Here is a 24,093-nt window from a genome sequence, read left to right as displayed (position 1 = left end):
ATTTAGTGGGGTTTATTTTTATAGGCAATAATCATACAAACTTTATTGCAAATTGCCATTCTGTGATTTATCTGAATATATTACTGATACTTAACGCCGTGCTCTGGGGCAAACAGAAGCGTAGGTTTATCCCTAGCAGCACTTTGTTATGGCTATACAAGCCCATGTTTTTTACCCCAAGCCATTGTCCGCGATTTTGCTAAGGGCTTTTGCTTTATGCTTTGCTCTAAGTAAGCTTTAGCTTCCGACCGATTGCCCTGATGCAATGATATGCCTGCTGCAATAAAGGGAATCTTTTTCTTAGCCTCTAGTTTTAAATTTTCTAAATCTGCCATTTTAGCCAACCAAGGCAGGCATAGAGATTCAACACTTGATGCCAGCTCAGCCGCCATATTGTTTGTATCTACGCTATCATCAACCGACCACCAAGTATCCCTATTGTCACTAGAAAGCAAGCCTATTCGCTCTCTGGCTGTGCAATCATATTCTTTAGGCATCCCCTTAACAGGAAGCGCATCTGTTATTGCCGAAATAGCGGGAAAATACACGCCTACATTGACGGTAAACTGCCCCTCTGCTCCTGCATTAAACTGACTCGCTTGAACATTGATCAAATCAATTCGGTCTTCATGCTCACGATAGAAATTCCGAGCTTTTTTCTTAAACCCGTGCTCTTTTAAAAGCGGAGCAAGACCCAAGTTAACTATTTCGTCGATTTTCTTTGATATTTCACTCATTGCTCGAAGGGGACATAACGCAGAGTTAACGGCACGCGCCGTTGTAATAGCTAAAGCAGCCGACCTGAATCGCGTAGCCCGTTGAACGACGGATTAGGTAGCGGCGGCTATAGCACATACACCTCAATAAGATACGGTTCAGCCACTAAAAGATAGGCGGCATCTGGTGTAAGGGTGGCGACAAACCAATCACCCGAAAGGGTTTGAAAGGAGATCTTGTCCTCATTTGAACCTGCGCGAATTAAAACAGCCTGGAAGTCACGCTTGGGGTCGAAATTGTAGCTTACCGAGCGCCCCCCTTGGTTCAGGATGGGCTCCCTGTCAGATACTCCAAAATATCCCGGATGCCCTGCCTCAAAGGAATATGGGTTTTCATCCGTAACTTCTACGGATGGTGAGGGGTTAAGAGAAATCTTAAACACCTCATCGTAATCGAAGACGTAGAAGACGCCATCTTCTGGAAGCGTAAAGCCCCTGATTCGTTCAGAGATGCAGGGAAGTTGAATCTTTTGCATGTAAAGCCACCTAAGGTAGAGCTAACCGGCGCTGCGTGGCTTTATCGCGCAACGTCCAGCGACCGAAGTGAGCGAGGTTGAGCGCCATGTTAGGTTTCTGGTAAGAAGATGTTTCTACCAAAGAGACTATTGAACTCTCCTTCAATGGCCTTTAGCTTGGACGAAACCTCTACAAGCAAGTCTCGGTAGTAATTGGCTTTGAAGTAACCTGGATCGCCAAGAAGTTCTCCGATCTTCTCCTTAAACAAGCCTATGCCAATCGGCGGTTCTGAAAGGTACTGCGGGATGATTCTTCCGATATCCATAATCTGCACAAGCAGAACAAATGGCGCGTACTTGGTCTGTAGCTTTCGCACCTGAGTTTGCGCCTCAGAATCCAGAGTTGCGACGATGCGCTCTCTGAAGGAGTTAATTGGTTCAACATACTGATGTGCAGAGTCTGCTGCTGAAGCGGCAGCGACACAAAAGTATCGCCGCCACCAAACATTGAAGTAGCGTTCTTGCAATGCTTGATAGGTGAGTCCGGTTATGTTGGTGTGACGTGTGTACTCTTCTGCTCCGGACTGAAGACCATGCTGGGACACGATATAACCTATGTTTGCCCCTGTCTCTTGCATGACAGTGGTGAACGCGTGCACAACAGTCTTTGGAATCGCCGAACCCCAGTTCTTACACTCAACAATATAGGTAATGTTGTCGACACTCTTCTCGTCAGTGGCGAAGACATCTACAACGACGTGCCCACGAGGCGTTGGCAGTTCAACCTCTACTTTTGCGGAAAGTCCGATGTCATTGAAGAGTCGGCACACGCCCGCTTGTAGTGCTCGCCAATCAGTTGGGTATGGGTCGTCGATCATAGAAACCTAACTACTCTTATGCGGCAGAAGTGACATATAAGGTTCCAAATCCTGCCTCATAAGATACCTATTATGATTAAAAATAAAACGTGAAAATATTGATTTTACTGAATTAAAACTATCATGGGGAAAACAGGGCGTCAACGATCATAAAATGCCAGATTACCCCTAATCTTCTTGATTTGATGAAGCAGTGAATACACTACAAAAATATGTGCTATCGAACAGAATAGGCATAATATTTACGCACTGTATCAATTTCACATCACCTACATTCTTTTCTTGAACTTGACGATAAGCTATAAAACTTGAATTGCAACATTATTGCCAAAAGGATAAAAGATGATGAAAAAAGTACCTGTACTGTGTTTAACGACTGCACTGATCGCATCGTCTTCTCTCTGGGCAGCCGAAACAAATACAACTACGACGAATACAAACACGACAACAGCTGAAAAAACACTTCCTTATGGTGATAATCCTAGCCTAGGTCGAGTATTGCTGTATAAAACAGGCAAAGGGCTACAAAACTTAGGTGATTCAATTCAAGGTGCATCTGAAAACACCTCACAAAAAATGAGTGAGAGATGGAAAAACACCAAAGAATATACCGCTGAGCAATCAGAAATCGTTCAGGAACAAACACAAAAAGCCAAACAATTTACCGCTAAAAAATGGCAAGACACAAAAGATGCCGTGGTGGGTACTAATGATGGAAATGTTCCTATTGAGCGTGCTGAACTCAGCCAACCGTCATCGAATTAAAAATAAAATACCTCTAATCAAAAGTTAGAGGTTTTTTAATAATTAAATAGATTTAAGCTGTTTCAGTTTCGGACTTAACTTGATGATCAATCAGATATTCATTTAAATTAAAACGGCTGAGTTGCTGGCGCATCTTAAACGTCGTCCACGGCCATACCGTACTATTGCGCCCGTTCCGATCAATGAAATAACTCTGACAACCACCCTTGTTCCAAACCGTGGTTTGTAAAGCCTCTTGTACGCGTTGATTAAACTCAGCCATACGCACAGGATCGGGTTCTATGGTTTTGATATTTTTTTGAATCGCTTGTTTCAACGCATCCATAATATAAGCGAGCTGCGCTTCGATAATGATGAAAGCCGAAGAACTCACCGCAATATTCGGTCCAAACATCAAAAAGCCATTCGGGCAATCTGCCACCATCGTTCCCATATAACCTTCTGGACTGCCCTGCCATACATCAGACATGCTTTGTCCATAACGGTTATAGACACGCTGAGCAATTGGTGGTTCAGCTACTTCGAAACCTGTACCAAGAATGATCACATCAGCCTCAAAGGTTGAGCCATCACTGGCAATCAACTGCTTGCCTTTGACTTCGCTTAACGCCCCTGCGACAACATTGACATTGTCTTGGGCTAAGGCTGGATACCATTCATTAGATTGCAAAATGCGTTTACAGCCGATCACATAATTTGGCGTCACTTTAGCGCGTAACTCAGGGTCTTTGATGCCCTGTTTAATATGAAATTCAGCAATACGCTGTACTTGCCGCATCGCAGCATTGCTTTGTAAGCCACCATTTAAGGTTTCAAAGATGCCATAGACCGAACCTCGCATTACTGACTGAGTGACAGGGACATATTTAAATAAAGTTTGAATGGCACTTGGCAATGGCATATCAGATTTTGGTAATACCCAATGCGGTGTACGTTGAAATACAGTAAGTTCTTTGACCAAAGGCTGAATCTGCGGTACAAACTGAATTGCGGAAGCACCAGTTCCAATCACCGCAACTCGCTTTCCAGTCAAATCGATATCATGTCGCCAACGTGATGAATGGAAAATCTCACCTTTAAAATTTTTCAGCCCTTTTACATTCGGAATCACAGGTTCATGCATTGGCCCACATGCCATGATCGCAAATTGTGAATGTAATTCACCTTGATTGGTTTTAATAATCCAGCACTGTTTAGCATCCGACCACGTTGCAGCTAAGGCTTCATGATTGAAATGCACATGCGGTAAAACTTGGTATTTCTGCGCCGTATTTTGCAGATATTGTTTGATTTCCGCTTGTCCCGCGAACACCCGACTCCATGTAGGATTCGGTTCAAAAGAATATGAATACAATGCCGATGGCACATCACAGGCACATCCCGGATAGGTATTTTCACGCCATACACCACCGAGTTCATTGGCTTTTTCGAGCAAGATAAAATCATGAATACCCGCTTGTTTGAGTTTAATCGCAGCACCTAAACCTGCAAAACCACCACCGATCACAATCACTCGATAAAATGGCACAGTCTTCGACTTGGTATTCATGACTCGTTTCTCCTTATTTTATTCCGCCCACAACATGGCACAAAGATTTTTGAGGGTCATTATCCTGACTGACCTTTCTGATAAGTCGTTTTGATACAATTTGCCAGCTATAAACATTATGATTGAGCTGAAATATCAAGTATTAAATATTACAGAGTTCCCTCAAATCCTTGGTTGAACTTCACCGAGGAAAACGACAAACTGAAATTATTTACAATAACTGGGATTCGCAGATGGGCTCAATACAATTAAAAGGCACTTTATTTTCAATCATTAGCTGTATAAGTTTGACTGCATGTTCAATTTCCCCATCATCGACATCAACAACCACTACATTAGAAAAAATAACGAATATCGAGGCAACACCTTCAACAAAGGTCAATACAGCTCAACTGATTAAACAACCACAAAATTGTCTTATTGAATTCAAAGGTCAGTTTGAGGGTGGACAAGCTGTGGAGCACTGGATTTTTAACCAACAAGGTCTAATCGCTGCACAATCCACAACTACAGAGTATGCGGATCAAGCGCAAGCTGCTAGTCAAAAGCAAACGTCTTTTGACATTCAAAACCCTGAAACTCAAGAAAATTTTAAAAAATTAAAAAGTAATTTCAATGAGAAAAAACTTGCTAAATGCATATAACCATTATTAAAAACGCGTTGTATAGTCAAAACTATGCAACGCGTTATGGCACTCTAAACGTATCTTTTGGATCAATTTAAACTATAAAAAATTAATCTCAGTTTGCTATTAGACCACTGGTTGCAGCCAACAGATCTATGCGTGGGAATACTAAACCTGTACGAGTATCTGTAACTGATTTACCCGTTACTCTCAAACGATTCACCGTTTGATCAATGGTTTCAGTTGGACTCACACCATTAGCACGTAATAATGCAATTGCTCCTGCAACATGTGGTGCAGCTTGTGAGGTTCCACCTTGCGTATAACCACCCGCTGTAATCATTGCCCCTGGTGCAAGTAAAGTTACAAGCGAACCACCATTACTAAAGCAAGTCACTTTATCTGCAGCTGTGGTTGGATCAGAGCACTTCAACGGATTACCCCAAGATGCACTGCCGATATTACTGTCATAAACAGCACCTACACGTACAGCACCCGCAACACATGCAGGCGAAGAGATACCATCGGCAAATGCGTCATTTCCTGATGCAACGACAGGTACGACACCTGCTGCACGTGCATTAGCAAATGCTGTGCTATAGCTACTATTACTACATTCGGAAGTATATTTCACACCGGGTACGCCCAAACTGAGATTCACCGATTTGATGTTGTATGCCTGTGCGTTATTCACTGTCCAGTTCAATCCCGCCAAGATATCACTATCATAAGCCGTACTGCCCCACTGTCCATTTACTCGAACACGGCGAAAGGTATCAATACCAATAATTTTGGTTTTGGTCGCGACTTTAGACACGATGCCTGAGACATTACTACCATGACCATTATCATCTAAACTGCCATCATCAGGTGCGGTATCAAAGGCATACACTACACGGCAAGTCGAAGATGGTGTATTTACTGCCGTACAGCCAAAGTCAGCATGTTTATAATTTACCCCTGTATCAATCACGGCAACACTTGAGCCTTCACCTGTAAAACCATTACTAACGGTTTGAGGTTGATTAATCAGTGGCAAGCTCTCCATGGTAGTCGTGGTGTTTTTGCGATTTGGATATACCCCTTTGACAGTAGGATCATTGAGCACTTTCGCAAGGGTTTCTTTATTTTGAATACGATAAAGCCCCAAAGGTAAGCCATTAAATTCTCTTAAAGTTTGGAAACCAGCTTCTTTGGAGAACTTTTCTTTTAATCGGGCTTTTCCTTCTGCAATGCTATTTCGCTTTTCTATTCCAAGAGGTGCGTTGGCGACATTGAGGTCATATTCAATTAATAAGTCATTTGACTCATTGTTCAGTAAAGCATTCAGGTCAATTTTGCCTTTGGCGACTTTATTTAGCGCAGCAGAACTTAATTGTTGCTTTAACTGTGAGGGATTCAGTGATGCAGCAGATGTTGCAGCACTAGAAAAAACACATACACTCAAAAATAAAACTGTTTTTTTATTCACGCTTAATCTCCAGTGTTCTTGGGTAAAGAACATCTCTTTTTCCAATCTGCTTGGGTAAAGCACATCAGATTATTTAAAGTTTTTTGATTTGATTTGCTGGATCAGTTTCTGGATCTATCGGTTGGATCGAAGGATCACTTTTTGTGTCATAAAATGGAACCTCCTCCTTTGTTTTTGTCGGTTGATCTAATAAGGTTGCTGTAGTAACAGCTTTGCGGTTGTTCTCCTCTTGCGTTAAAGGTTTCGGAACAGGCTCTAAATGTTCATCCGTCATTTGATGAATGTAGAGATCATCAGATGATGTAAGCGGATCATCGGGCTGGAAATACAACACGATCACACCTAAGCCAATCAATAAAAGTAAAAAAGCCGCTATCATTTTCATTCATTTTCTCCAGTGCTTATTTACTGGCGGATACGAGATTTAAGATTCATTTAAATATCCAATCCCAAAATTAAAACTAATTTTCACGTTAAATTTCACATTTAAAATTAAGTAACCCCTATTACATCGTGATGGGTAAATAGCTAAGAAACTTCATAAACCTCTATAAGCTATTGCACCTGATTGTTTAGTCAAAGTTTAAAAACAGATAATCAATTCAGCCAAACACCACATAAATAAATATTAAAAATTTTCACTTTTATACCAAGCAATAAAAATGCCAAACTTAAAACTGACATAAATTAAGCGTAATTTGCCTATTGATTTAATGCGTAGACTTTAATTCAGTGACGAAAAAGTTGACGTTGGTGTATTTTATTTTTAATTTATGTTGATTAAAAATCATTTATAAAGATATATTTTTCAAATACTTAATCAATTAGAGCATCTTCACAATTTATCCCTACAGTGTTTCGCAGATGTAATGTGCTTGTAACGATTTGCTGAAATCCATAGCTTTCTCTCATTTGCTCGATATGATTCATTTGCGTTCATGAAGTGCCCCAACATGGCACATCTTTAAAGGAAATCGCAATGAAGAAAATGATCAAAACAGCTATCGTGACAACAACTATTCTCGCTTCTGCTTCTGTTTTTGCACAAAATGTAGGGGTAAATGCGAATGGATCTGCTCAAGTTAATGTTCAATCTGGTGGATTGGTAAAAGGCATTACAGGTGCAGTTGCTAACACAGCACAAGGCGTTGGTCATGCAGCACAACATGTTGGTCATACGGCCGTCAACACAGGTGTGAATGCATCTCAGAAAACTGTGGGTACTGCTGCAAATATAGGATCAAAAGTGATTCATACCACGGGTACTGCCGTGAAAAATACGAAAGATTATGCTGTAGAGAAAGCCGTAGATGGTCGAACATTTGCTGCTGACAAAACGGCGGATGTGAAAAAACGTATTGCGGACAAGCAAGCAGCTTCTAAGGCGCTAAGCTTAGAAGCTCAAACCAATGCAAAAGCGCAGCTGAATAATAAAACAGCAGCGGTAGATGCCAAAACAGGCTTAAATGCAGATAAGAAAAATCTGCAAGCAGGCACTAACGTGGGTGTAAAAGTTTTAGGTGTAAATGCCAATGTAAACACCGATGCTAAAGTCGGCATTAATTAATTACTCAATACCCATCTAATAAATAAAAAGCCCTTAGCAATGTAAGGGCTTTTTTTGTTTAACAGAGTTGTAATCGACTCTGCTCAGCAGAATGACTCTCAATAAAATGCGTCAGACCATCATCTTCACAACTTAAAGTCTGTTGCTTATAACTAAGATTATAAAAATCTGGATATTGTTTAAATATCAGTGGTGATTGATCTAGAGGTAAAGCATCACCAAACTTGATCAGTTTATGAATCCCCCGATCATTCATGGTCAAGAAATAATATTCATCGTTTAAATTTAACTCAACTAGCGCATTCGGCTTTAAGTGCAAAGGCACAAGGTATTGTGAATTTTCCTGAATATGTTCTGCACTATAGCTTTCAAGTTTTAAACTAACCAAGTTAAAAACCAAGAATTGGTTTTGTGGGGTACAGACGTTGGCTGCTGCTGTTTGAATTTGTTGAACAAAATGTGCATGCGCACCTAATTTATGTAAATTCTGCTCAGTTCCCTGTTGCAATTTAAACAACTGCTGAACGAGTTTTTGTTTCATTACAGCATCAAAATATCGTTCATCAAGTGCAAAGTCATTGTTTTCTAAAATCTTTAACAATGCTTGTTGATGCTTCGATAAGGCAGCATCCAAAACATGACGATAGTAGAACTTACTTTGTTTTTTCACTTCACGCACACGACGATAAAAATACGTCAGCTCAAACGGCTTTTCTACAAAATCATGTAACAGTTGCGAGCTTGCCAATACCGAAAGTGCTTCATGTGCTGTAAAGGGCAAATGAATAACATCCATCTGTGGCAACAAAGGTTTTATTTTTAAGAAATGCTCTTTATCTTCAGCAAAATAGGGATCATAGACAAGAATATACTCTCGAGATGCGTCGACCTCATCCGCCTGAATCTGCATATTTTGATGAATAGATGCATCAAAAAATTCTGCATAACGACGATCTTCGACAACTTCTGGATCAATCGAAAATTGTGGAACAAATGCCACAATTTTTTGCATATTCAACAAGTTTGAGTATTTTATTGCGGCATAGCCACCCATTGAACCGCCATAGCCCACTCGCTTTTCAAACTGTTCAAGAATCGGCTGAATCTGTTGTTGCATCTGCAACATGCTGGTTTTAGGAAACCATGTTTTTAATTTCGGCATTATGCCGATGACATTGTATTCATATTTAATTAATGATTTTTCAGCATTGATGGACATTCCTTTGGCTCGACTAATCAAATCGCCAAAAGAAACCACTAATGTGTCGCTTGAACCTTTCAAAAAAATAACGCGAATATGTTCATCTTCAAATATTATTTGCTTATCCATGCTCACACTGAAAAGTTGATCCTAGGTTGGTATCAAAAAGTCACCAAATCATGACTTTGCCAAACCCAAATTGCGGAGTATCTTATTTTATAGAGATAGAACAGATTAAAAAGCGCAAAAAATGACACAATCCCTGCATCCTTCGGCGCAAAAAGGCTTCAGTTTAGGTGCTGAACTTTACCAACAGGTTCGTCCCAATTATCCACAAGAAATAGTGGTTTGGCTGCAAGATCGTCTCAAAATAGGTGAAAGTTCAACTGTTATAGACCTAGGTTCTGGGACTGGCAAATTCTTACCTTACCTGATTCAAACAGGTGCCAAAGTGCTGGCTGTTGAGCCTGTAAATGAGATGTTAAAGCAGCTCCAACAAAGCTACCCAGATATAGAAAGCTTTCAATCATCAGCAGATTCACTCCCCTTCAAAAATGCTTCTATTGATCGTGTTATTTGTGCGCAATCATTTCATTGGTTTGCAAATCAACTCAGCCTTTCTGATATTCATCGAGTCCTCAAACCATCAGGTCATCTAGGATTAATTTGGAATCAAAGAGACATCAATGTTGATTGGGTTCAAGCTTTAGCAGATGAAATAGCACCTTTTGAAGGAGATACTCCACGTTATCATAGTGGGCGTTGGAAAGAAGTTTTCGATGATCAGGATTTATTCAAATTAAATAGTTTGCAGACCTTTCAACTGATACATTCTGGTACGGTAGAACAGGTAGTCATCAAACGCTTATTGTCCACCAGTTTTATTGCAGCGATGCCCTATCCTGAACAACAACAGTTCAAAGCGAAATTTGAACAAATTGTATTTGATTTTACGGGACGATCTCCGCAAGATCAGATAGATTTCCCTTATATCACCTATGCCTATCACTTTCAGAAAATATCAAATTAATCAGGGATGAATATGTCCATGCCAACCGTTAAAACCACTTATGTCCTTGCAGCATTGTTTAGTTCAGTCCTTTTTCTCACAGGCTGTAACAAAGACAAAGAACCTACAGCAACAACTGAAAATCAAACCAGCTCTAGTCAAGATGCGATTGGTCAATTGAATCAAACACCGATCAAGCAATTTCCTGCAACTGCAGATGATGCGCATGATATTGCTGTGTTGGATGACTATGATCGTCGCTTTACTGAGATGACTGATAGCATGGAAATCGAACTTGCCAAAATGAAGCAAGAAAATACGTTGACACCAGAGTTTGAAGCACAACGCCAAAAAGACAATGTGAACTCTGCACTCACAATGCTTAAAGATTTAGATCTAAAAACTGAACAAGGACGCTATATTCAAGGTTTGTTATATGATTATTGGGAAAGCCAAGCAAAGGCGCTACAAAATGCGACAGACACCAATCAGCAAGTTAATCAGTTAAATGAATATTTACATGCACAAAGTCAACTCCATCATTGGAGAAGTTCACAAACTTCTGAGACAAAAATGTAGAAGGAATAGTATTCCTATCAACTTAATGAACCTATGAATAAATATTATGTTGGGAGCATGAAATAACTATATCCGCCGAATTCAAAGGAAAAGCCATCTAAGTTGAAAGACTTAGAGGGCTATTTATTGAGTTTTAATTAAATAGCGAAAAAAGGTGTAAAAATACATTAGATACAGAAATTAAAATCGGTAATAAAAACTCTTTTTATAAACTTAAAAAACGCAAGAATTCAAAAATGCGTTGGTCACCTCCTAATTTAAACATTGCTACAATAATTGTTGATGCTCAAAATTTCTTAAACCTATGTGAAAATTAATTATGAATATAAATATTAAAAAACTTCTTGAGCAAGTATTTCCACCCTTTGAATTAAAGGCTAATCGTTCTCTACTTGAGTGTGATTTTTATGACACTCATTATCGATATTTTGACCAAATTGATGATGATTATCTATCTGAAATAGGAATATCAGCAGAAGGCTTACTTCTTGAATATAGCTTTGATTGGCCTAAATTTTATTTGAAAGTTGGATTGGAAGCTGCTCGTTCACGTAGTAGACCTCATGAACAAATCAAAACATGGAGAGATGTAAGTTATGAATACTTATACTACTTTGGACAAGACTGTAGTTATTTAAGCTCAGAGGGTTTTAAATTCTTTTTACCAGCCGCATTTTATTATTTCCTATTAACCGATGAAAATAAAGCTTACATGGATTGGTTTATTTTTAGATTGAACTCACAATGGCAAATAGATCAATATATTTTTAATGACGACCAAAAAACGTTTATTCTCTCATTTGTAAACGATCATTATAATAGACATGTTTCCTCTGCACTTCACTTTTAATAAAACCATCGCCCAAAATCCATCTCCCCGATAATTCTCAGCTTGGGAGCCTATCCATTTTTTTCCCTTCTTTCCTCTAGGCGATTTTTTCAATATCTCGGATTGATATTGGCAGATTTAGAGTCCATTTAAGCTACAAAAATGAGATCAAGGATCTCTATTCGTGTAGCTTATGTATTAAAGTGCGTTAAATCTTCTGCTTTTCAATCCATTGAATCGAATTCACTCGAAATAACTCACATGCACCATCGCCAATATCTGTAGATGATAGCGAAGACTTCCATACTAAGTCTTTATCACGGACTTCAACCAGTTCACCTTTTAACTGGACCAAATCACCACGTTTCACTTGTTTAATTTGTTTGGCAATTTCAGGATTGGCAGGAATGATGTGCATGTTCGATACCATTTGCATGGCTTGATCCGCAGGCACAGGAAGTTTATCCATTTTCCAATTCAAATAGCGGTCATATTGACTGACTGAAATATTACGTGCGATTTCAGGATGCGCGAACAATCCCCAACTGACAGCATAATCAATCGGTGAAAACTTGGCTTGCTCATCATCTTGATAAACTTTAGATCCTAAAATACGAAAATTACCGTAGAAAGGTTGCAATACCGAAATCGATTGGTCTTTCACTTGAGGGGATAAACCTTTCGCAATATTGTATTCCACTCCACTGGCAGAAGCATGTGCCTGACCCAGTGCAGCCACCATGCATAAACTCATCCATAGACGCTTTTTCATGGCTTTTACTTCCTCAAAAATATGACTGATAGCAAATAAACTCGTTTGAGCTTTCATAGTATGCTTAGACCATGAGAATAGTTGCTTTTTTTGGTAACAATCAAATAATCTTTAGTCATATTTTTGTGCAGTGTTTAGGGTCTGTTGACATTTCACATCTAGCTGCGACAGCCCCCCATTAAATCTACGAATGGATTCTCTATGATTTATCAATTTTATCAACGCCGAATCTTTCCGCATTTACTCAATCAAGTCATGCAAACGGGCAGTTTGATGGATAAACGACGCGAATTACTCATTCCGATCGAAGGTGAAATTCTCGAAATTGGTTTTGGTACAGGTCTCAACATTCCATTTTATGGCAATGTAGATACCCTGTATGCGCTTGAGCCGAATCCAGATATTTATCATTTGGCGATTGAGCGTGTTCAGAATGCACCTTTCCACGTGAAACACGTTCAATCCAGTGCTGAGAAACTACCATTTGCTGATGCATCGCTAGACCATATTATTTCGACATGGACGCTGTGTAGTATCCCCAAACTGGAACAGGCATTAGCTGAAATCTATCGTGTGCTTAAACCTACAGGAACATTTCATCTCGTTGAGCATGTCAAACATCCAGAATCGGTAAAAATGCAATCGTTACAAACCTTACTGACTCCGATTCAGAAGCGCATTGGAGATGGTTGCCATTTAAATCGGGATATCGAACGTAGCCTAGCACAAGCAAAATTCAAATTTATTGAAAAGCAATATTTTGATGCTGAGGGGATTCCTGCGATCGCACAAAAGATGCTACTTGCACGAGTGCAAAAGATTTTGTTGAATCCTTGAACTAATCATCAAAGTCGATCCGTAAAGTTTCGAAACGGACTCGACCTTCTCGAACAGCTTGAGCAATCGCCTGTTGTCCTTTGCTCAAGCGCGCACCACCACTTTTGATATCTAATAAAATCACTTCAATATCTTCTGCATCACCATCACCGTCACGAAAATCGGTATAGCCATCAAACACCACATAATCGACAGGATCACCGAGAAATTTGGCATCACTAGGTAAATATTGAAACTCAGGTAAGATCGGGGCAAATTGCTCAGCCATTTTTCCTTTTAAGACTGCACGACTGGTATTCACACTACGCTTTTGAGCATCTAATAATGCCTGTTTATGCTCTAGTTCCAATTCAGCAATATATTTCTCATATTCAGCTTGAATACGACCATTGCGGCTATTTGATAAAATGAGAGTGGTAATCACAACACCTATACAACCACCAATCAACATCGCAAGCCAAACCGACATAAGTCATTCCTTTTTCAATAACGCTGCTATTTAACTGCAACATTAAACTTTTGTCATGTGTAACACACTCTGTTCAAAAAGATGCTAAGGTATAGTGGAATACAAAACACACGTTAAAAAATCTAATTTCATGAAGACAATATTAATCGCAAATCAAAAAGGCGGCTGTGGTAAAACAATGACGGCGATTACGCTCGCCACTGCGCTCTCACAAAAAGGTTATAAAGTCGCTCTCGCAGATGCAGATAATCAAAAATCATCCTTACAATGGCTCAAACAACGCCCCGACTCTGTCACTAATATTCAAAGTCTCGATTGGCGACATGAGAAATCAATCGGCGAAGCTCCCAAAAATCTCGATTATTTAATTATTGATGCGCCTGGCGCTTTATCTGGTGAACATGCTGAACAATTGGTGAGCGAAGCACATGCGATTGTGACACCATTACAACCTTCATTTTTCGATATTGATAGTACACGCCGTTTTCTCAAACATCTTCACGAGATTAAACGTATTCGTAAGGGAAAAGTACAAATCTTATTGGTCGCAAATCGAGTCAAACCGAATAGCGCAAGCTCTAAAGATATCCAAGATTTCTTTAACAAGATTGAACAAGAACCTGTGGCATGGATATCGGAGAGAAGTGCTTATGGAACATTAGCCATGCAGGGTTTAAGTGTTTTTGATAAACCACAAAAAAACTTTGTCAGTATCCAACATCAATGGCAACCAGTTTTAAACCAATTGGTCGATGACCCGAGCGAATGGTTCTAAACACTGTATCTAAAGCTAATCTTTTGATCTTTAATGCTGAAATCCTATAGTGAAAATTTCACTCAGGGTATTTTTCAGTTAATATGGTTTCAATTATCTTTTGGCACTAGAGAAAACCATGGTGCAACAATACGCTCCAACACTACAACGCGTTTTGCTGTTTGGATTGTTTTTTGTTTTATTGTTTTTGGGCTTTAGTATTCTTAAATACTTTATTGTCCCTGTTCTTTGGGCGGCTATTATCGCCTATATGACATGGCCTGTTTATTTATGGGTACAACGTCGTTTTTTTGGTGAGAACCGCCCTACACTGAACGCTACTATTATGATTACACTTGTAATTTTAGTGATTGGTATCCCATTCATTTTTGCGATTTTCATGCTGCAACTCGAAGGTCGTAATTTATATTTTAATCTACAAAAACAATTATTTTCAGGACACATTCAAGTCCCAGATTTCATTCGGAACCTCCCTATCATTGGCAAAGACATCAGTCGTACAGTCAATGAATTAAGTGCTGATCCGAATAGTATTACCAAAAATGTCGCTGAATGGATTCAAGGTCATCTCAGCTACGGTCGTTTTGTCTTGAGCGAGATTAGTCGTAACCTCGTCAAACTTACGTTTGCCATTATGACCTTGTTCTTCTTTTATCGGGATGGTCAGCTGATTCTGTCACAAGTGAGTCGCGCACTTGAAATGGTGATTGGTCCTCGTGTGCATCATTATCTTGAAACGATTTCAGAAACAACACGTGCAGTCGTTTACGGTGTAGGTTTAACCGCTGTAGCTCAAGCAATTTTGGCAGGTCTAAGCTATTTTGTAGCTGATGTACCCAACCCAATGTTGTTGACTATGGTGACATTTATCTTGGCATTGATTCCTTTTGGAACTCCAATTTCGTATCTCAGCGTCGGTTTATGGTTATTTGCTCAAGGTCAAACAGTTGAAGCAATCGGTGTTGTGTTATGGGGCTTATTAGTCGTCAGCAGCTCAGATAATGTGATTCGACCACTCGTGATTTCAGGAGCAACAAAAATCCCATTCATCTTAATCATGTTTGGTGTATTGGGTGGTATTGCCAGCTTTGGATTGGTCGGCTTATTTATTGGTCCAGTGATTTTGGCAATCTTATTAGCGATTTGGCGCGAATGGCTACATGAAAATGTTCAAGAACCTATTACTGCGATCGAAGCGCCACCAGAAACTAAATCCTAAATGCGATTTTGACCATTTATCTTGTCATACAGAATCTAGCTTGCGCGTTATCCCAGACTTTGTTTGAATCAATCAAATAAAGACAAAATAGATAAGGATAATTCGCAATGCTTTCAACCTTAAAACGGTATACAGTTTTTAGTGCAATCATGATGAGTATCAGCGCATGCTCATCAATTCCCTTAGACAATAATGCCGCAAAAATTCAGAAACAGCCCACTAGCTACGACCATAAATATTTAATCCCAATCCATCAGGTAAGCGCCGATGGTATAGGTGCTTCGATTGGCACAGTATCCTTCCAAGAAAGTCCAAGTGGTCTGATCATCACCCCTGCATTGTGGAAACTTCCATCGGGTGAACATGGTTTTCATATTCACGAGAAGCCGTCATGTGAAGCTGCAATGAAAGATGGAAAAATGGGTGCAGCACTGGCAGCGGGCAGTCATTACAATCCTGACAATATTGCCCATCACGGCACGCCAGAAAATGGTCATTTAGGTGATCTACCTGCACTCACTGTCAATGAAAAAGGCTTTGCAACCCAAGCCGTTATCGCACCTCGATTAAAGCTCTCCGATATTCAGGGACGTGCGATTATGATTCATGCAGGTGGGGATAATTATTCTGACACACCTAAACCCCTTGGTGGAGGTGGTGAAAGAATTGCTTGTGGTGTGATCAAATAAAGATTGTGGGTATCTCAAAAGATATCCACAATTTAGGATTTTATTCACTTAATTTATCTATAAAGATGAATATAAATAAAAGATGAGCACGAATTTTGCTTAGTTTTATTAAATGAAAAATCAACAAAAATGGGTTGAAAAATTGACTCAATATCTTGATCAGCACATTATTTTAGCTACGCAATATGGCTATATGATGATGAATCAACACATAGCAGAATATAGTCGTGAATAGTCTTTATCATCTTTTTAATCGATTCCGATCAAACTCGATTCTACTGTATTGCCTACAAATTTTGATTGTGTTGACAGGCACTACATTGGTGTTGCACGGATTGGGACTAGGTCAATTCATTGTTCCTGTTACATTAGGCGCAATTGCGGCTGCCCTCACAGACTTCGATGATCGTCTGAGTATTCGGCTACGCAATTTGGTCTATGTCTGTGTGCTGTTCTTTAGTGTTAGTACCATTTTAGAATTTTTAGCACCTTATAAATTTTGGTTTATCGTTTACCTTAGCCTATCCAGTGCAGCACTGATTCTCATGGGTGCTTTAGGTCAACGTTATGCGACGATTTCATTTGGTACGATTCTCCTTTCGATTTACACCATGTTTGGTCTAGGAGAATATGCAAATTGGTATCAACAACCGAGTTATTTTGTCATCGGTGCTGTGTGGTACGGATTGACCTCGATCTTATTTTTTATGATTCGACCAACCCTACCCTTACAGGAGAAGATTTCAACGATTTTCAAAGAAATGGGTGAGCTGCTACAGAGCAAAGCCAAACTGTTTGATCCTGATAATGTCGACAATGTCGAAACACTGTTGTTTGAACTCTCACAAAAAAATGCCCAAGTGGTGAATAGTCTAAATCAAGCAAAACAATCCTTACTTTCTCGACTTAAATCCTCACGCATCAATAACAGCAGCATCTATTGGCTAAACTTATATTATTTTGCGCAAGATATTCATGAACAAGTCACCTCCAATTATTTGCACTATGAAAAAATTCATCAGAACTTTAGCCGTAGCGATTTAATTTTTCGTATTCAAAAAAATATGTTTCTACAAGCAACTGCCTGCAAAAAACTGAGTCAGGCTTTGCTACATAAAAGTACTTATCAAAATACTCCACTCGCTGATGCTGCGCTTGCTCAATTGGAAGAATCCATGCAAGACTGGATTGCTCAACATCCAAATAATCTTGAAGTGAAAAACCTAGAACTGATTCTGAATAACTTAAAAAGTATTCATGAACAATTTGCTCAACTGCAATTTCCACAAAACATCGAAATACGATCAACACAGCATCAACAAGCTCATCTCAACTTACTAGATGAGGATATTCAGGGCTTTCAGGATTTATTATTAAAACTAAAACAGCATCTAAGTCCTCAGTCTGCATTATTTCGTCATGCAATTCGCTTAGCCATCGTATTTGCCGTAGGTTATGCCGTGTCCTTGATGCCTTTTGCAAAAAATGGCTATTGGATTTTATTGACCAGTTTGTTCGTTTGTCAGATCACTTACTTTGCCACTAAAAGTCGCTTAAAACTTAGAACGATAGGTACGTTGTTGGGTGTGCTTTTAGGTGTACCCGTTCTTTATTTTGTACCTAGCATCGAAGGTCAATTGGTTATTACTGTAATTTGCGGAGTATATTTTTTCTATTTGCGTCAGAAAAAATATGCACTCGCAACAGTGATGGCAACGCTAATGGTGTTGTTAATTTTCAATTTAAAAGGCGCAGGTTTCAGCATTATTTTACCGCGTATCATTGACACGTTGATCGGCTGTGCAATCGCATGGCTAGCTGTTAACTTCATATGGCCAGATTGGAATTTCCGAAATATTCCTGAAAATATCCGCAAAAGCAGTCAAGCAACGCTCAATTATTTGCATGCAGTCGTCCAGCAATATCATCAAGGTCGCTCCAACGATCTTGAGTATCGAAAAGCTCGTCGTGCCGCCCATAATGCTCAGATTGAATTATCTAATATGATTTCTAGTCTGAGTACAGAACCTGAACCAAACCAAGAACTCATTCACTATGCATTTCGCTATTTGGTCTATAGCCATAGTCAGTTGAGTTATGTATCCGCACTGGGTCATCAACGTGAGCAAATTCAAGATCAAGATATTTTGAAGTTATTAGACCAGAGTGAAATATTACTCAATCAAACATTGATCGAAAGGCAAGCGCTTCCAGAAAAGTACATCGAAGAGATGTTTAGCGAAATTGATCGTTTAAATTCAATGACTCAAGTCTCAGAACAACAGCAACTATTGTTCAAACAAATGACGCTATTGCTTGAGACTCTGCCCGAATTGGTGATGCTAAAAAATAAACTACTTGAACTAGAAATTAAGTAGCGCGTTTAGCTCAACGCTAGTTAATGAATGCCTTGTTGCAGCCTTGTTTGCATATATTGTTTAAGTACCATTCGAGGTATGCCAAACCAAAAAGCTATCAAGGCAAAACTCGTCAATACAAATGCCCAAATATGAAAATAGGTATATAGCAGACGAACCACCTCAATAATTGAGAAGAAGCTCACCATCATCAATATTGAAACCGCAGCTGCAACCATTCCTTTCGATACTTCAGAAGACATCAATGCGAAACGATAAATCACTGAAAAGCTAATTCCCTCACCAAAACTAATTAAGGTCATCCCGATCAGCAAACAAGGCACTAAATAGGTTTGCCAAATCACACCGAGCATCAAAAATAAAGTACCTACTAGCATAATCGGCAAACCCATTAAAATGGTTTTACCAAGTGCGTAACGATCCATAATTTTGATCAGAACGATATTGCCTGCAATCAAACCAAAAAACACAGGAAACTGCGCCAAGCCATATTGCACACTACTCAGCTTTAACTCATCCACGAGAATAATCGGTGACAAAGCAATCCACAGCATCAGTGGCATTCCTACAATAGGTAATGCAACACTTAAACCTAAAAACTGGCGATTACTAAATACTTGTTTGAAATCATCCCAAATATAACGAAAGGGTTGTTTCGCTTGTTTACGACTTTCTTGCGAGGCTGGCATAAATTTATTTAAGCCGAACCAACTGAGAAAAGAAATAAAAGCAATCGCCACAAAGCCCCAGTGCCATGACACATAATCAATCAGGAACGCGCCTAATACAGGTCCAAGCAAAGGCGCAAGCAAGGAGATATTTGCCATCAATGCCATGACTTTAATCGCATCACGCTCTTCAAAAGTTTCTTGAATTGCCGCATATCCAACTGCTGATATCACACTTAAACCAATACCCTGCAAGAAGCGCAAGGTCAGGAATTGTTGAATATTATGGGTCAATAAAATCAACAAACAGCAAATCGTAAAAAAAGCTACACCGGCCAATAAGACTTTCTTACGTCCAAGCCGATCTGAAAGTGGTCCCAGTAACCAAGCGACACTAGCACCACCCAATAAATAAAATGACATTGAAGATGGTGCCCAAGTTGCGCTAACTGCAAATTGCTCTGTGATCGCCAACATCGCTGGCTGAATCAAGTCATTACCGATATAAACTGAAAACTCAAATAGCACTAAAGCCAATGGAAGCATGAGCGTTATACGGTTTAACGTCATGCTTTGATTATTCGTCATCATGTTTTATTCACAAAAATAACCAATTCGTGTGCCGTCTATTTCTCTGAAAAAAAGAAAATAGATTCCGCACCACATCATTTTATGGTTTTGATTTAAATTAAATTTTGATTTCCATGCAGTGAGAGCGCATGTAAAAGTGTGAAAACACCGTATTCACAAGGTGTATTTAGAATAACAATTTATTTACGTGAGATTGGTAAAAAGTTTTACCTATTGGAAAAATTTACAAGTGCAACTTTAGCACTTTTTAAAAATGACCGCAATTTAAGCAAAGCAAATCAATTGTGTGGATATGTGAATAACCAAAAAGTTATCCACAATTCTGCTCAACTTTCACACGACCTTAAAAGATAACTCACCATTTAAGGACATAGTTCAAACTGGAAAGTCTTGGTATTCCCTCCTCGAGCACATTGATAGCTTTGTTTTTTATTCACCACTTTCCAAGTCTCTTGATCACGTTTTAACTGATATTCAGTGCGAATAGCCGCTACCGAATCATCTAACTGCGCTTGCTCTACGGTAATCTCAGCATCTGTAGGATTTTCCGCACTATTAAATTGCTGATCAATTTTGAGATTAGTTTCATCATGAAACAAATTGGGTTGGTCAAGTAGTACTGCATGCATCGCTGTACTTTTTTGCACAGCAGCTTGTTGTTGCGATTGAGCAATCGGTTGATTACATGCAGTCAAAAAAATTCCACATCCTAAAATGATCCAAAGTTTATGCATTTTGTAGTCTTCCGATTTGCATTATTCTTTTATGCTACTATGCAAAAATGAACTGTCGAATAACAAAATGTATGCGACATATGAGAGATTTGTTGTATTTATCAATGCTTTGATAACAATTGTGATCCTCAAAATAAAACAAACCCATAACATCAATATCAGAAATTTTTAGGCATACACACATGTCAGATTTAGCAAAAAAGTTAACTCTAATTTTAATCATAAGCAGTTCAGTAATTGCTTGTTCAAAAAAGGAAGAAGCGCCTTCAGGTGAGGCTGCAATGGCCACTGAAAGTGTTGCCGCAGCGCAAGATACATCTCAAAGTCAGATTGCAAAAAATCCTGAGCAATTACTCAGTGATCAGCAAAGCGCCCTAGAACAAAGCCGACAATTAGTAAAAACAGCTCAACTGCAATTTGAAGTCAAAGATGTTCAAAAAACGACGGCTATACTTGAACAGCAACTCCTCAAACAAAATGGCTATATTGAAGAAAAACAAGTGAATTATCAGGTTAGTGATAGTTCGCAGCGCGAACGTCTCGATGGTCATATAGATGTTTATGAAAAAATCATCCCTACCGTACAACTTACGATTCGTGTTCCAAATGAACAAGTTACTGCCTTTTTGAATAGCCTGTTGCCTTTGATGTTGAACTTTAATAATCAAAGCTATGAAGCTAAGCGATATGAACTGAAACTGTTAGAAGAAAAACTTAATACAGCAAATCAAAGCCCTAGCACATCGAATACAGTCAATAATCAACTTCAACAATTGACTCAACTTGAGGTCAAAGATCGTTTGACTTACAGCACAATACGCATCGAATATTTTCAACAAGCACAAGTTCGCAAAACTCAAGATTTAAACATTCATCGTATTGCACATCTCGATAGCGAACCTTTAATGACTCGGATAGCCGATGCATTCAAAATTGGGCTTTCTTATTTTAAAGAAACTATTTTGTGGTTGATCCAATTCTGGGCATTTTTCCTTGTAATTGTTGCAGTTTGGTTTATTCGTAAAGCCTATAAATCTAGAAAACAAAACAGCTAATTATTGATTTTTGATCAATAGTATTTTGCTTATTTGCGCATTTTTACTCATGAATAGATTCACTAAAATGCACTCAAGTTTTAGAAATCTATTTTTGAGTTTCATTTTATGAGCAATATTTTAATTATTAATGGCGCGAAACAATTCGCTCACTCAAATGGTGAATTGAATGACACCCTGACTGACTTTTCAGAATCATATTTAAAAGCTTTAGGTCATACACTGCAAGTGACTCGTACCGACAGTGACTATGACATCCAAGCAGAAATTGAAAAATATTTATGGGCAGATGTGGTGATCTATCAAATGCCAGGTTGGTGGATGGGTGCACCATGGACGATGAAAAAATATATTGATGATGTATTTACGATTGGTCATGGTTCCCTCTATGCAAGCGATGGACGTAGCCGTTCTGATGCTTCTAAAAAGTATGGTTCAGGTGGCTTGATTCAAGGTAAAAAATACATGTTGTCGTTGACATGGAACGCACCAATGGAAGCGTTCACTGATCCTGACCAATTCTTTCACGGCGTGGGTGTAGATGGCGTGTATTTACCTTTTCATAAAGCCAATCAATTCTTGGGTATGGAATCATTACCTACATTTATTGTGAATGATGTAATCAAAATGCCTGATGTCCCAAGCTACATCGAAGCTTATAAAGCACATTTAGATCAGCTTTTTGCGACTGCCCATTAAGAGAGAAATACTATGTTGACAATTATTGCAGAAATTCAGACACATGCAGGTGCAGAACACCGCCAAGCAGTCTTAGATGCATTCCAAAAAATCATTCCAACTGTATTGGCAGAAGAAGGTTGTCACGGTTATGCCCCATTGATTGATCATCTACCAGCGATTGCGATGCAGACGCAAGATGAAAATAGCATTGTGATGTTAGAACAATGGGAAAGTACCGCTCATCTTGAAGCACATATGCAAACGGCACATATGCTGAAGCATTTTGAAGCGACCAAAGCGCATGTGGCTGATGTGAAAGTGCGTATTTTAGAAGCTAGCTTTTAAAAACCTCTAATCAATTGATGGTCTTAGAGGAAAAAGGAAAGAATAGTTTTCTTTTCAGTGTCCTACCGTGATGCATCCTATATAACCTATAGGCTTACGTTACTTTTTTAAAAAGTAACCAAAAACCTCTTCACCCACAAAACCTGTTCACTACTGGGATATATTTACTTATTTTGCAAAAACAATATATTACCAATAGCACGCAGGTTGTGGATGACATTTAGCACAAGCAGATTAATGTATAAATTCAGAGGAAATGCTTTTTATTTCCCCCTGTTAAATAGCAAAAGACTTTTTTTACTGATAATAATGCTGCTTCAAATGGCGACTATATTCCGTTAAATAACGTTCTAAACCCTCTCGACGATCAGCTTTTTGCATTTCTTTAGCAGCCAATTGCTCTATTTTGGTTTCCAATAAATTCAAAATTGCTGCTTGTTCCGCTTCAGGAAGTTGGGCTTTTTCTTTCTGCTGTTTTTTAATTTCCAAATAATCTTCTGCCCAATAACGTAATGGATCGTGCTCAGAGACTTGTGCAAATAAATCGGTAATCAATAATTCAGGCATGACTTCTTGAGTTGCTAACTCTGCCGACATCAAACCACGGATCGAATAAAACACTTTCTTATAAGTAAAATTATCCGCAGTTTGCATCACTTTCATACCGCCTTTCGCCAGCGATAAGTAGTGGTGATATAGCGCACTATAGTCGATTCGCTCAATCAGTCCATCGCGAAAGCTTTGCCATTCTGGAAAAGCATTAAAATAAACAATATGTGCTCTGACCCATTCCAATACCGTTGGGTTACTTTTTGCCAAAAGTCCAAACATTTTATCGAGATCATATGAAACGAAGTCAAAATCCCCATCCATGATTTCGATTAGATCACGGTACTTTTTATAATCAAAATATTGCTTTTTACTCGGCAAATGAAAACCACGTACATCATAGTCGCTGTCTGGGCTAGCCATACCCCATAAACGACTACCACTTTCGATATAAAATAATGGTATGTCTTGGCGTTGTTGGAAAAGTTTTTCGATTTCGTGATGGATGTTCATTTGTATTACTTCATCATTTAAAAATTTATACTTGCGAGAGACAATACTGTTTTTTACTGTACTCATTAATTTGATTTAAAAAAATATCGTTTGATAAAATCAATTTCTACTCA

The 24,093-nt window shown here is 38.9% G+C and carries 27 protein-coding genes; 15 read left to right on the top strand and 12 right to left on the bottom strand.

The genetic code is table 11. The features are described 5' to 3' along the window. Positions 1-152 precede the first annotated feature (152 nt). From H2677_RS01665 to H2677_RS01655, 3 genes are all read right to left on the bottom strand, one after another. A complete protein-coding gene (locus tag H2677_RS01665) occupies positions 153-737 on the bottom strand; it encodes a DUF4304 domain-containing protein (RefSeq protein ID WP_212639024.1) in 585 nt (194 codons plus the stop codon). Positions 738-844: 107 nt separating this feature from the next. Continuing rightward, entirely contained in the window at positions 845-1,252 is a 408-nt protein-coding gene (locus tag H2677_RS01660; protein WP_212639023.1) for a hypothetical protein, read from the bottom strand. Between the two features lie 89 nt (positions 1,253-1,341). Beyond that, complete coding sequence (locus H2677_RS01655) at positions 1,342-2,109, bottom strand: restriction endonuclease (protein ID WP_212639022.1); 768 nt, start codon at positions 2,107-2,109, stop codon at positions 1,342-1,344. A gap of 345 nt (positions 2,110-2,454) precedes the next feature. Here H2677_RS01655 and H2677_RS01650 point away from each other — a divergent pair, with 345 nt between their 5' ends. Then, positions 2,455-2,874 (top strand): hypothetical protein, encoded by a 420-nt coding sequence (locus H2677_RS01650; RefSeq protein ID WP_212639564.1) that lies wholly within the window; start codon positions 2,455-2,457, stop codon positions 2,872-2,874. A gap of 52 nt (positions 2,875-2,926) precedes the next feature. Here the strand turns inward: H2677_RS01650 and H2677_RS01645 are convergent, their stop codons facing one another. Then, positions 2,927-4,423, bottom strand: coding sequence for a flavin-containing monooxygenase (locus H2677_RS01645; protein ID WP_212639021.1), 1,497 nt, complete (start codon positions 4,421-4,423; stop codon positions 2,927-2,929). A gap of 233 nt (positions 4,424-4,656) precedes the next feature. Here H2677_RS01645 and H2677_RS01640 point away from each other — a divergent pair, with 233 nt between their 5' ends. Further along, positions 4,657-5,067: a hypothetical protein gene (locus H2677_RS01640; protein ID WP_199955532.1), complete on the top strand. Its 411-nt coding sequence runs from the start codon at positions 4,657-4,659 to the stop codon at positions 5,065-5,067. Between the two features lie 97 nt (positions 5,068-5,164). Here the strand turns inward: H2677_RS01640 and H2677_RS01635 are convergent, their stop codons facing one another. Together H2677_RS01635 and H2677_RS01630 are read right to left on the bottom strand one after the other, a co-directional pair. Then, positions 5,165-6,520 carry a S8 family serine peptidase gene (locus H2677_RS01635; protein WP_212639020.1) on the bottom strand — a complete coding sequence of 452 codons (1,356 nt, stop codon included), beginning with the start codon at positions 6,518-6,520 and terminating at the stop codon, positions 5,165-5,167. Between the two features lie 73 nt (positions 6,521-6,593). Beyond that, positions 6,594-6,905: a hypothetical protein gene (locus tag H2677_RS01630; RefSeq protein ID WP_212639019.1), complete on the bottom strand. Its 312-nt coding sequence runs from the start codon at positions 6,903-6,905 to the stop codon at positions 6,594-6,596. Between the two features lie 594 nt (positions 6,906-7,499). Here H2677_RS01630 and H2677_RS01625 point away from each other — a divergent pair. Beyond that, positions 7,500-8,087 carry a hypothetical protein gene (locus H2677_RS01625; RefSeq protein ID WP_212639018.1) on the top strand — a complete coding sequence of 196 codons (588 nt, stop codon included), beginning with the start codon at positions 7,500-7,502 and terminating at the stop codon, positions 8,085-8,087. 58 nt (positions 8,088-8,145) lie between these two features. Here the strand turns inward: H2677_RS01625 and H2677_RS01620 are convergent, their stop codons facing one another. After that, positions 8,146-9,417, bottom strand: a complete 1,272-nt coding sequence (locus tag H2677_RS01620) for a hypothetical protein (RefSeq protein ID WP_212639017.1) — start codon at positions 9,415-9,417, stop codon at positions 8,146-8,148. A gap of 121 nt (positions 9,418-9,538) precedes the next feature. On the opposite strand from H2677_RS01620, the gene H2677_RS01615 reads away from it, so the two are divergent. The 3 genes from H2677_RS01615 to H2677_RS01605 all read left to right on the top strand — a co-directional run bounded on the left by H2677_RS01615 (position 9,539) and on the right by H2677_RS01605 (position 11,726). Beyond that, complete coding sequence (locus H2677_RS01615) at positions 9,539-10,318, top strand: class I SAM-dependent methyltransferase (RefSeq protein ID WP_212639016.1); 780 nt, start codon at positions 9,539-9,541, stop codon at positions 10,316-10,318. 18 nt (positions 10,319-10,336) lie between these two features. Next, a complete protein-coding gene (locus H2677_RS01610) occupies positions 10,337-10,876 on the top strand; it encodes a hypothetical protein (protein WP_212639563.1) in 540 nt (179 codons plus the stop codon). Positions 10,877-11,195: 319 nt separating this feature from the next. Further along, entirely contained in the window at positions 11,196-11,726 is a 531-nt protein-coding gene (locus H2677_RS01605; RefSeq protein ID WP_168154898.1) for a hypothetical protein, read from the top strand. 187 nt (positions 11,727-11,913) lie between these two features. Here H2677_RS01605 and H2677_RS01600 read toward each other — a convergent pair whose 3' ends face one another. Next, on the bottom strand, positions 11,914-12,477 hold the full coding sequence (locus H2677_RS01600) for a hypothetical protein (RefSeq protein WP_168154897.1): 564 nt from the start codon (positions 12,475-12,477) through the stop codon (positions 11,914-11,916). Positions 12,478-12,678: 201 nt separating this feature from the next. Between H2677_RS01600 and H2677_RS01595 the strand changes: the two genes are divergently transcribed. Further along, positions 12,679-13,314, top strand: coding sequence for a class I SAM-dependent methyltransferase (locus tag H2677_RS01595; RefSeq protein WP_004951672.1), 636 nt, complete (start codon positions 12,679-12,681; stop codon positions 13,312-13,314). 1 nt (position 13,315) lies between these two features. Here H2677_RS01595 and H2677_RS01590 read toward each other — a convergent pair whose 3' ends face one another. Next, complete coding sequence (locus H2677_RS01590; RefSeq protein WP_004909502.1) at positions 13,316-13,783, bottom strand: Holliday junction resolvase-like protein; 468 nt, start codon at positions 13,781-13,783, stop codon at positions 13,316-13,318. Positions 13,784-13,913: 130 nt separating this feature from the next. Here H2677_RS01590 and H2677_RS01585 point away from each other — a divergent pair, with 130 nt between their 5' ends. The 5 genes from H2677_RS01585 (at position 13,914) to yccS (ending at position 18,844) form a co-directional block, all read left to right on the top strand. Further along, positions 13,914-14,558 carry a ParA family protein gene (locus tag H2677_RS01585; protein WP_004909505.1) on the top strand — a complete coding sequence of 215 codons (645 nt, stop codon included), beginning with the start codon at positions 13,914-13,916 and terminating at the stop codon, positions 14,556-14,558. A 121-nt stretch (positions 14,559-14,679) separates the two neighbouring features. Further along, positions 14,680-15,777, top strand: coding sequence for an AI-2E family transporter (locus H2677_RS01580; RefSeq protein ID WP_212639562.1), 1,098 nt, complete (start codon positions 14,680-14,682; stop codon positions 15,775-15,777). A 107-nt stretch (positions 15,778-15,884) separates the two neighbouring features. Then, positions 15,885-16,466 (top strand): superoxide dismutase family protein, encoded by a 582-nt coding sequence (gene sodC / locus H2677_RS01575; RefSeq protein WP_212639015.1) that lies wholly within the window; start codon positions 15,885-15,887, stop codon positions 16,464-16,466. 112 nt (positions 16,467-16,578) lie between these two features. Continuing rightward, positions 16,579-16,701: a hypothetical protein gene (locus tag H2677_RS16120; RefSeq protein WP_265596795.1), complete on the top strand. Its 123-nt coding sequence runs from the start codon at positions 16,579-16,581 to the stop codon at positions 16,699-16,701. Beyond that, the gene (gene yccS, locus H2677_RS01570) at positions 16,694-18,844 is read left to right on the top strand and encodes a YccS family putative transporter (RefSeq protein WP_212639014.1); all 2,151 of its coding nucleotides are present in this window, start codon (positions 16,694-16,696) and stop codon (positions 18,842-18,844) included. Before H2677_RS16120 ends, yccS begins: the two co-directional genes overlap by 8 nt. A 20-nt stretch (positions 18,845-18,864) precedes the next feature. Here the strand turns inward: yccS and craA are convergent, their stop codons facing one another. Both craA and H2677_RS01560 read right to left on the bottom strand, forming a co-directional pair. Beyond that, positions 18,865-20,100 carry a chloramphenicol efflux MFS transporter CraA gene (gene craA / locus H2677_RS01565; protein ID WP_212639561.1) on the bottom strand — a complete coding sequence of 412 codons (1,236 nt, stop codon included), beginning with the start codon at positions 20,098-20,100 and terminating at the stop codon, positions 18,865-18,867. 365 nt (positions 20,101-20,465) lie between these two features. Beyond that, a complete protein-coding gene (locus tag H2677_RS01560; protein WP_004951657.1) occupies positions 20,466-20,837 on the bottom strand; it encodes a hypothetical protein in 372 nt (123 codons plus the stop codon). Between the two features lie 182 nt (positions 20,838-21,019). Here H2677_RS01560 and H2677_RS01555 point away from each other — a divergent pair, with 182 nt between their 5' ends. The 3 genes from H2677_RS01555 (at position 21,020) to H2677_RS01545 (ending at position 22,918) form a co-directional block, all read left to right on the top strand. Continuing rightward, positions 21,020-21,892, top strand: coding sequence for a DUF4349 domain-containing protein (locus H2677_RS01555; protein ID WP_212639013.1), 873 nt, complete (start codon positions 21,020-21,022; stop codon positions 21,890-21,892). A 108-nt stretch (positions 21,893-22,000) separates the two neighbouring features. Continuing rightward, positions 22,001-22,591 carry an NAD(P)H-dependent oxidoreductase gene (locus tag H2677_RS01550; protein ID WP_125299096.1) on the top strand — a complete coding sequence of 197 codons (591 nt, stop codon included), beginning with the start codon at positions 22,001-22,003 and terminating at the stop codon, positions 22,589-22,591. Between the two features lie 12 nt (positions 22,592-22,603). Beyond that, complete coding sequence (locus tag H2677_RS01545; RefSeq protein ID WP_150024892.1) at positions 22,604-22,918, top strand: putative quinol monooxygenase; 315 nt, start codon at positions 22,604-22,606, stop codon at positions 22,916-22,918. Between the two features lie 297 nt (positions 22,919-23,215). Here H2677_RS01545 and H2677_RS01540 read toward each other — a convergent pair whose 3' ends face one another. Further along, on the bottom strand, positions 23,216-23,980 hold the full coding sequence (locus H2677_RS01540) for a nucleotidyltransferase domain-containing protein (protein ID WP_212639012.1): 765 nt from the start codon (positions 23,978-23,980) through the stop codon (positions 23,216-23,218). Positions 23,981-24,093 lie beyond the last annotated feature (113 nt).

The organism is Acinetobacter junii, from assembly GCF_018336855.1.
GTDB lineage: Bacteria > Pseudomonadota > Gammaproteobacteria > Pseudomonadales > Moraxellaceae > Acinetobacter > Acinetobacter junii.
The sequence above is the reverse complement of the archived record's forward strand: the minus strand, read 5'-3'. Positions and strand labels throughout refer to the sequence as shown.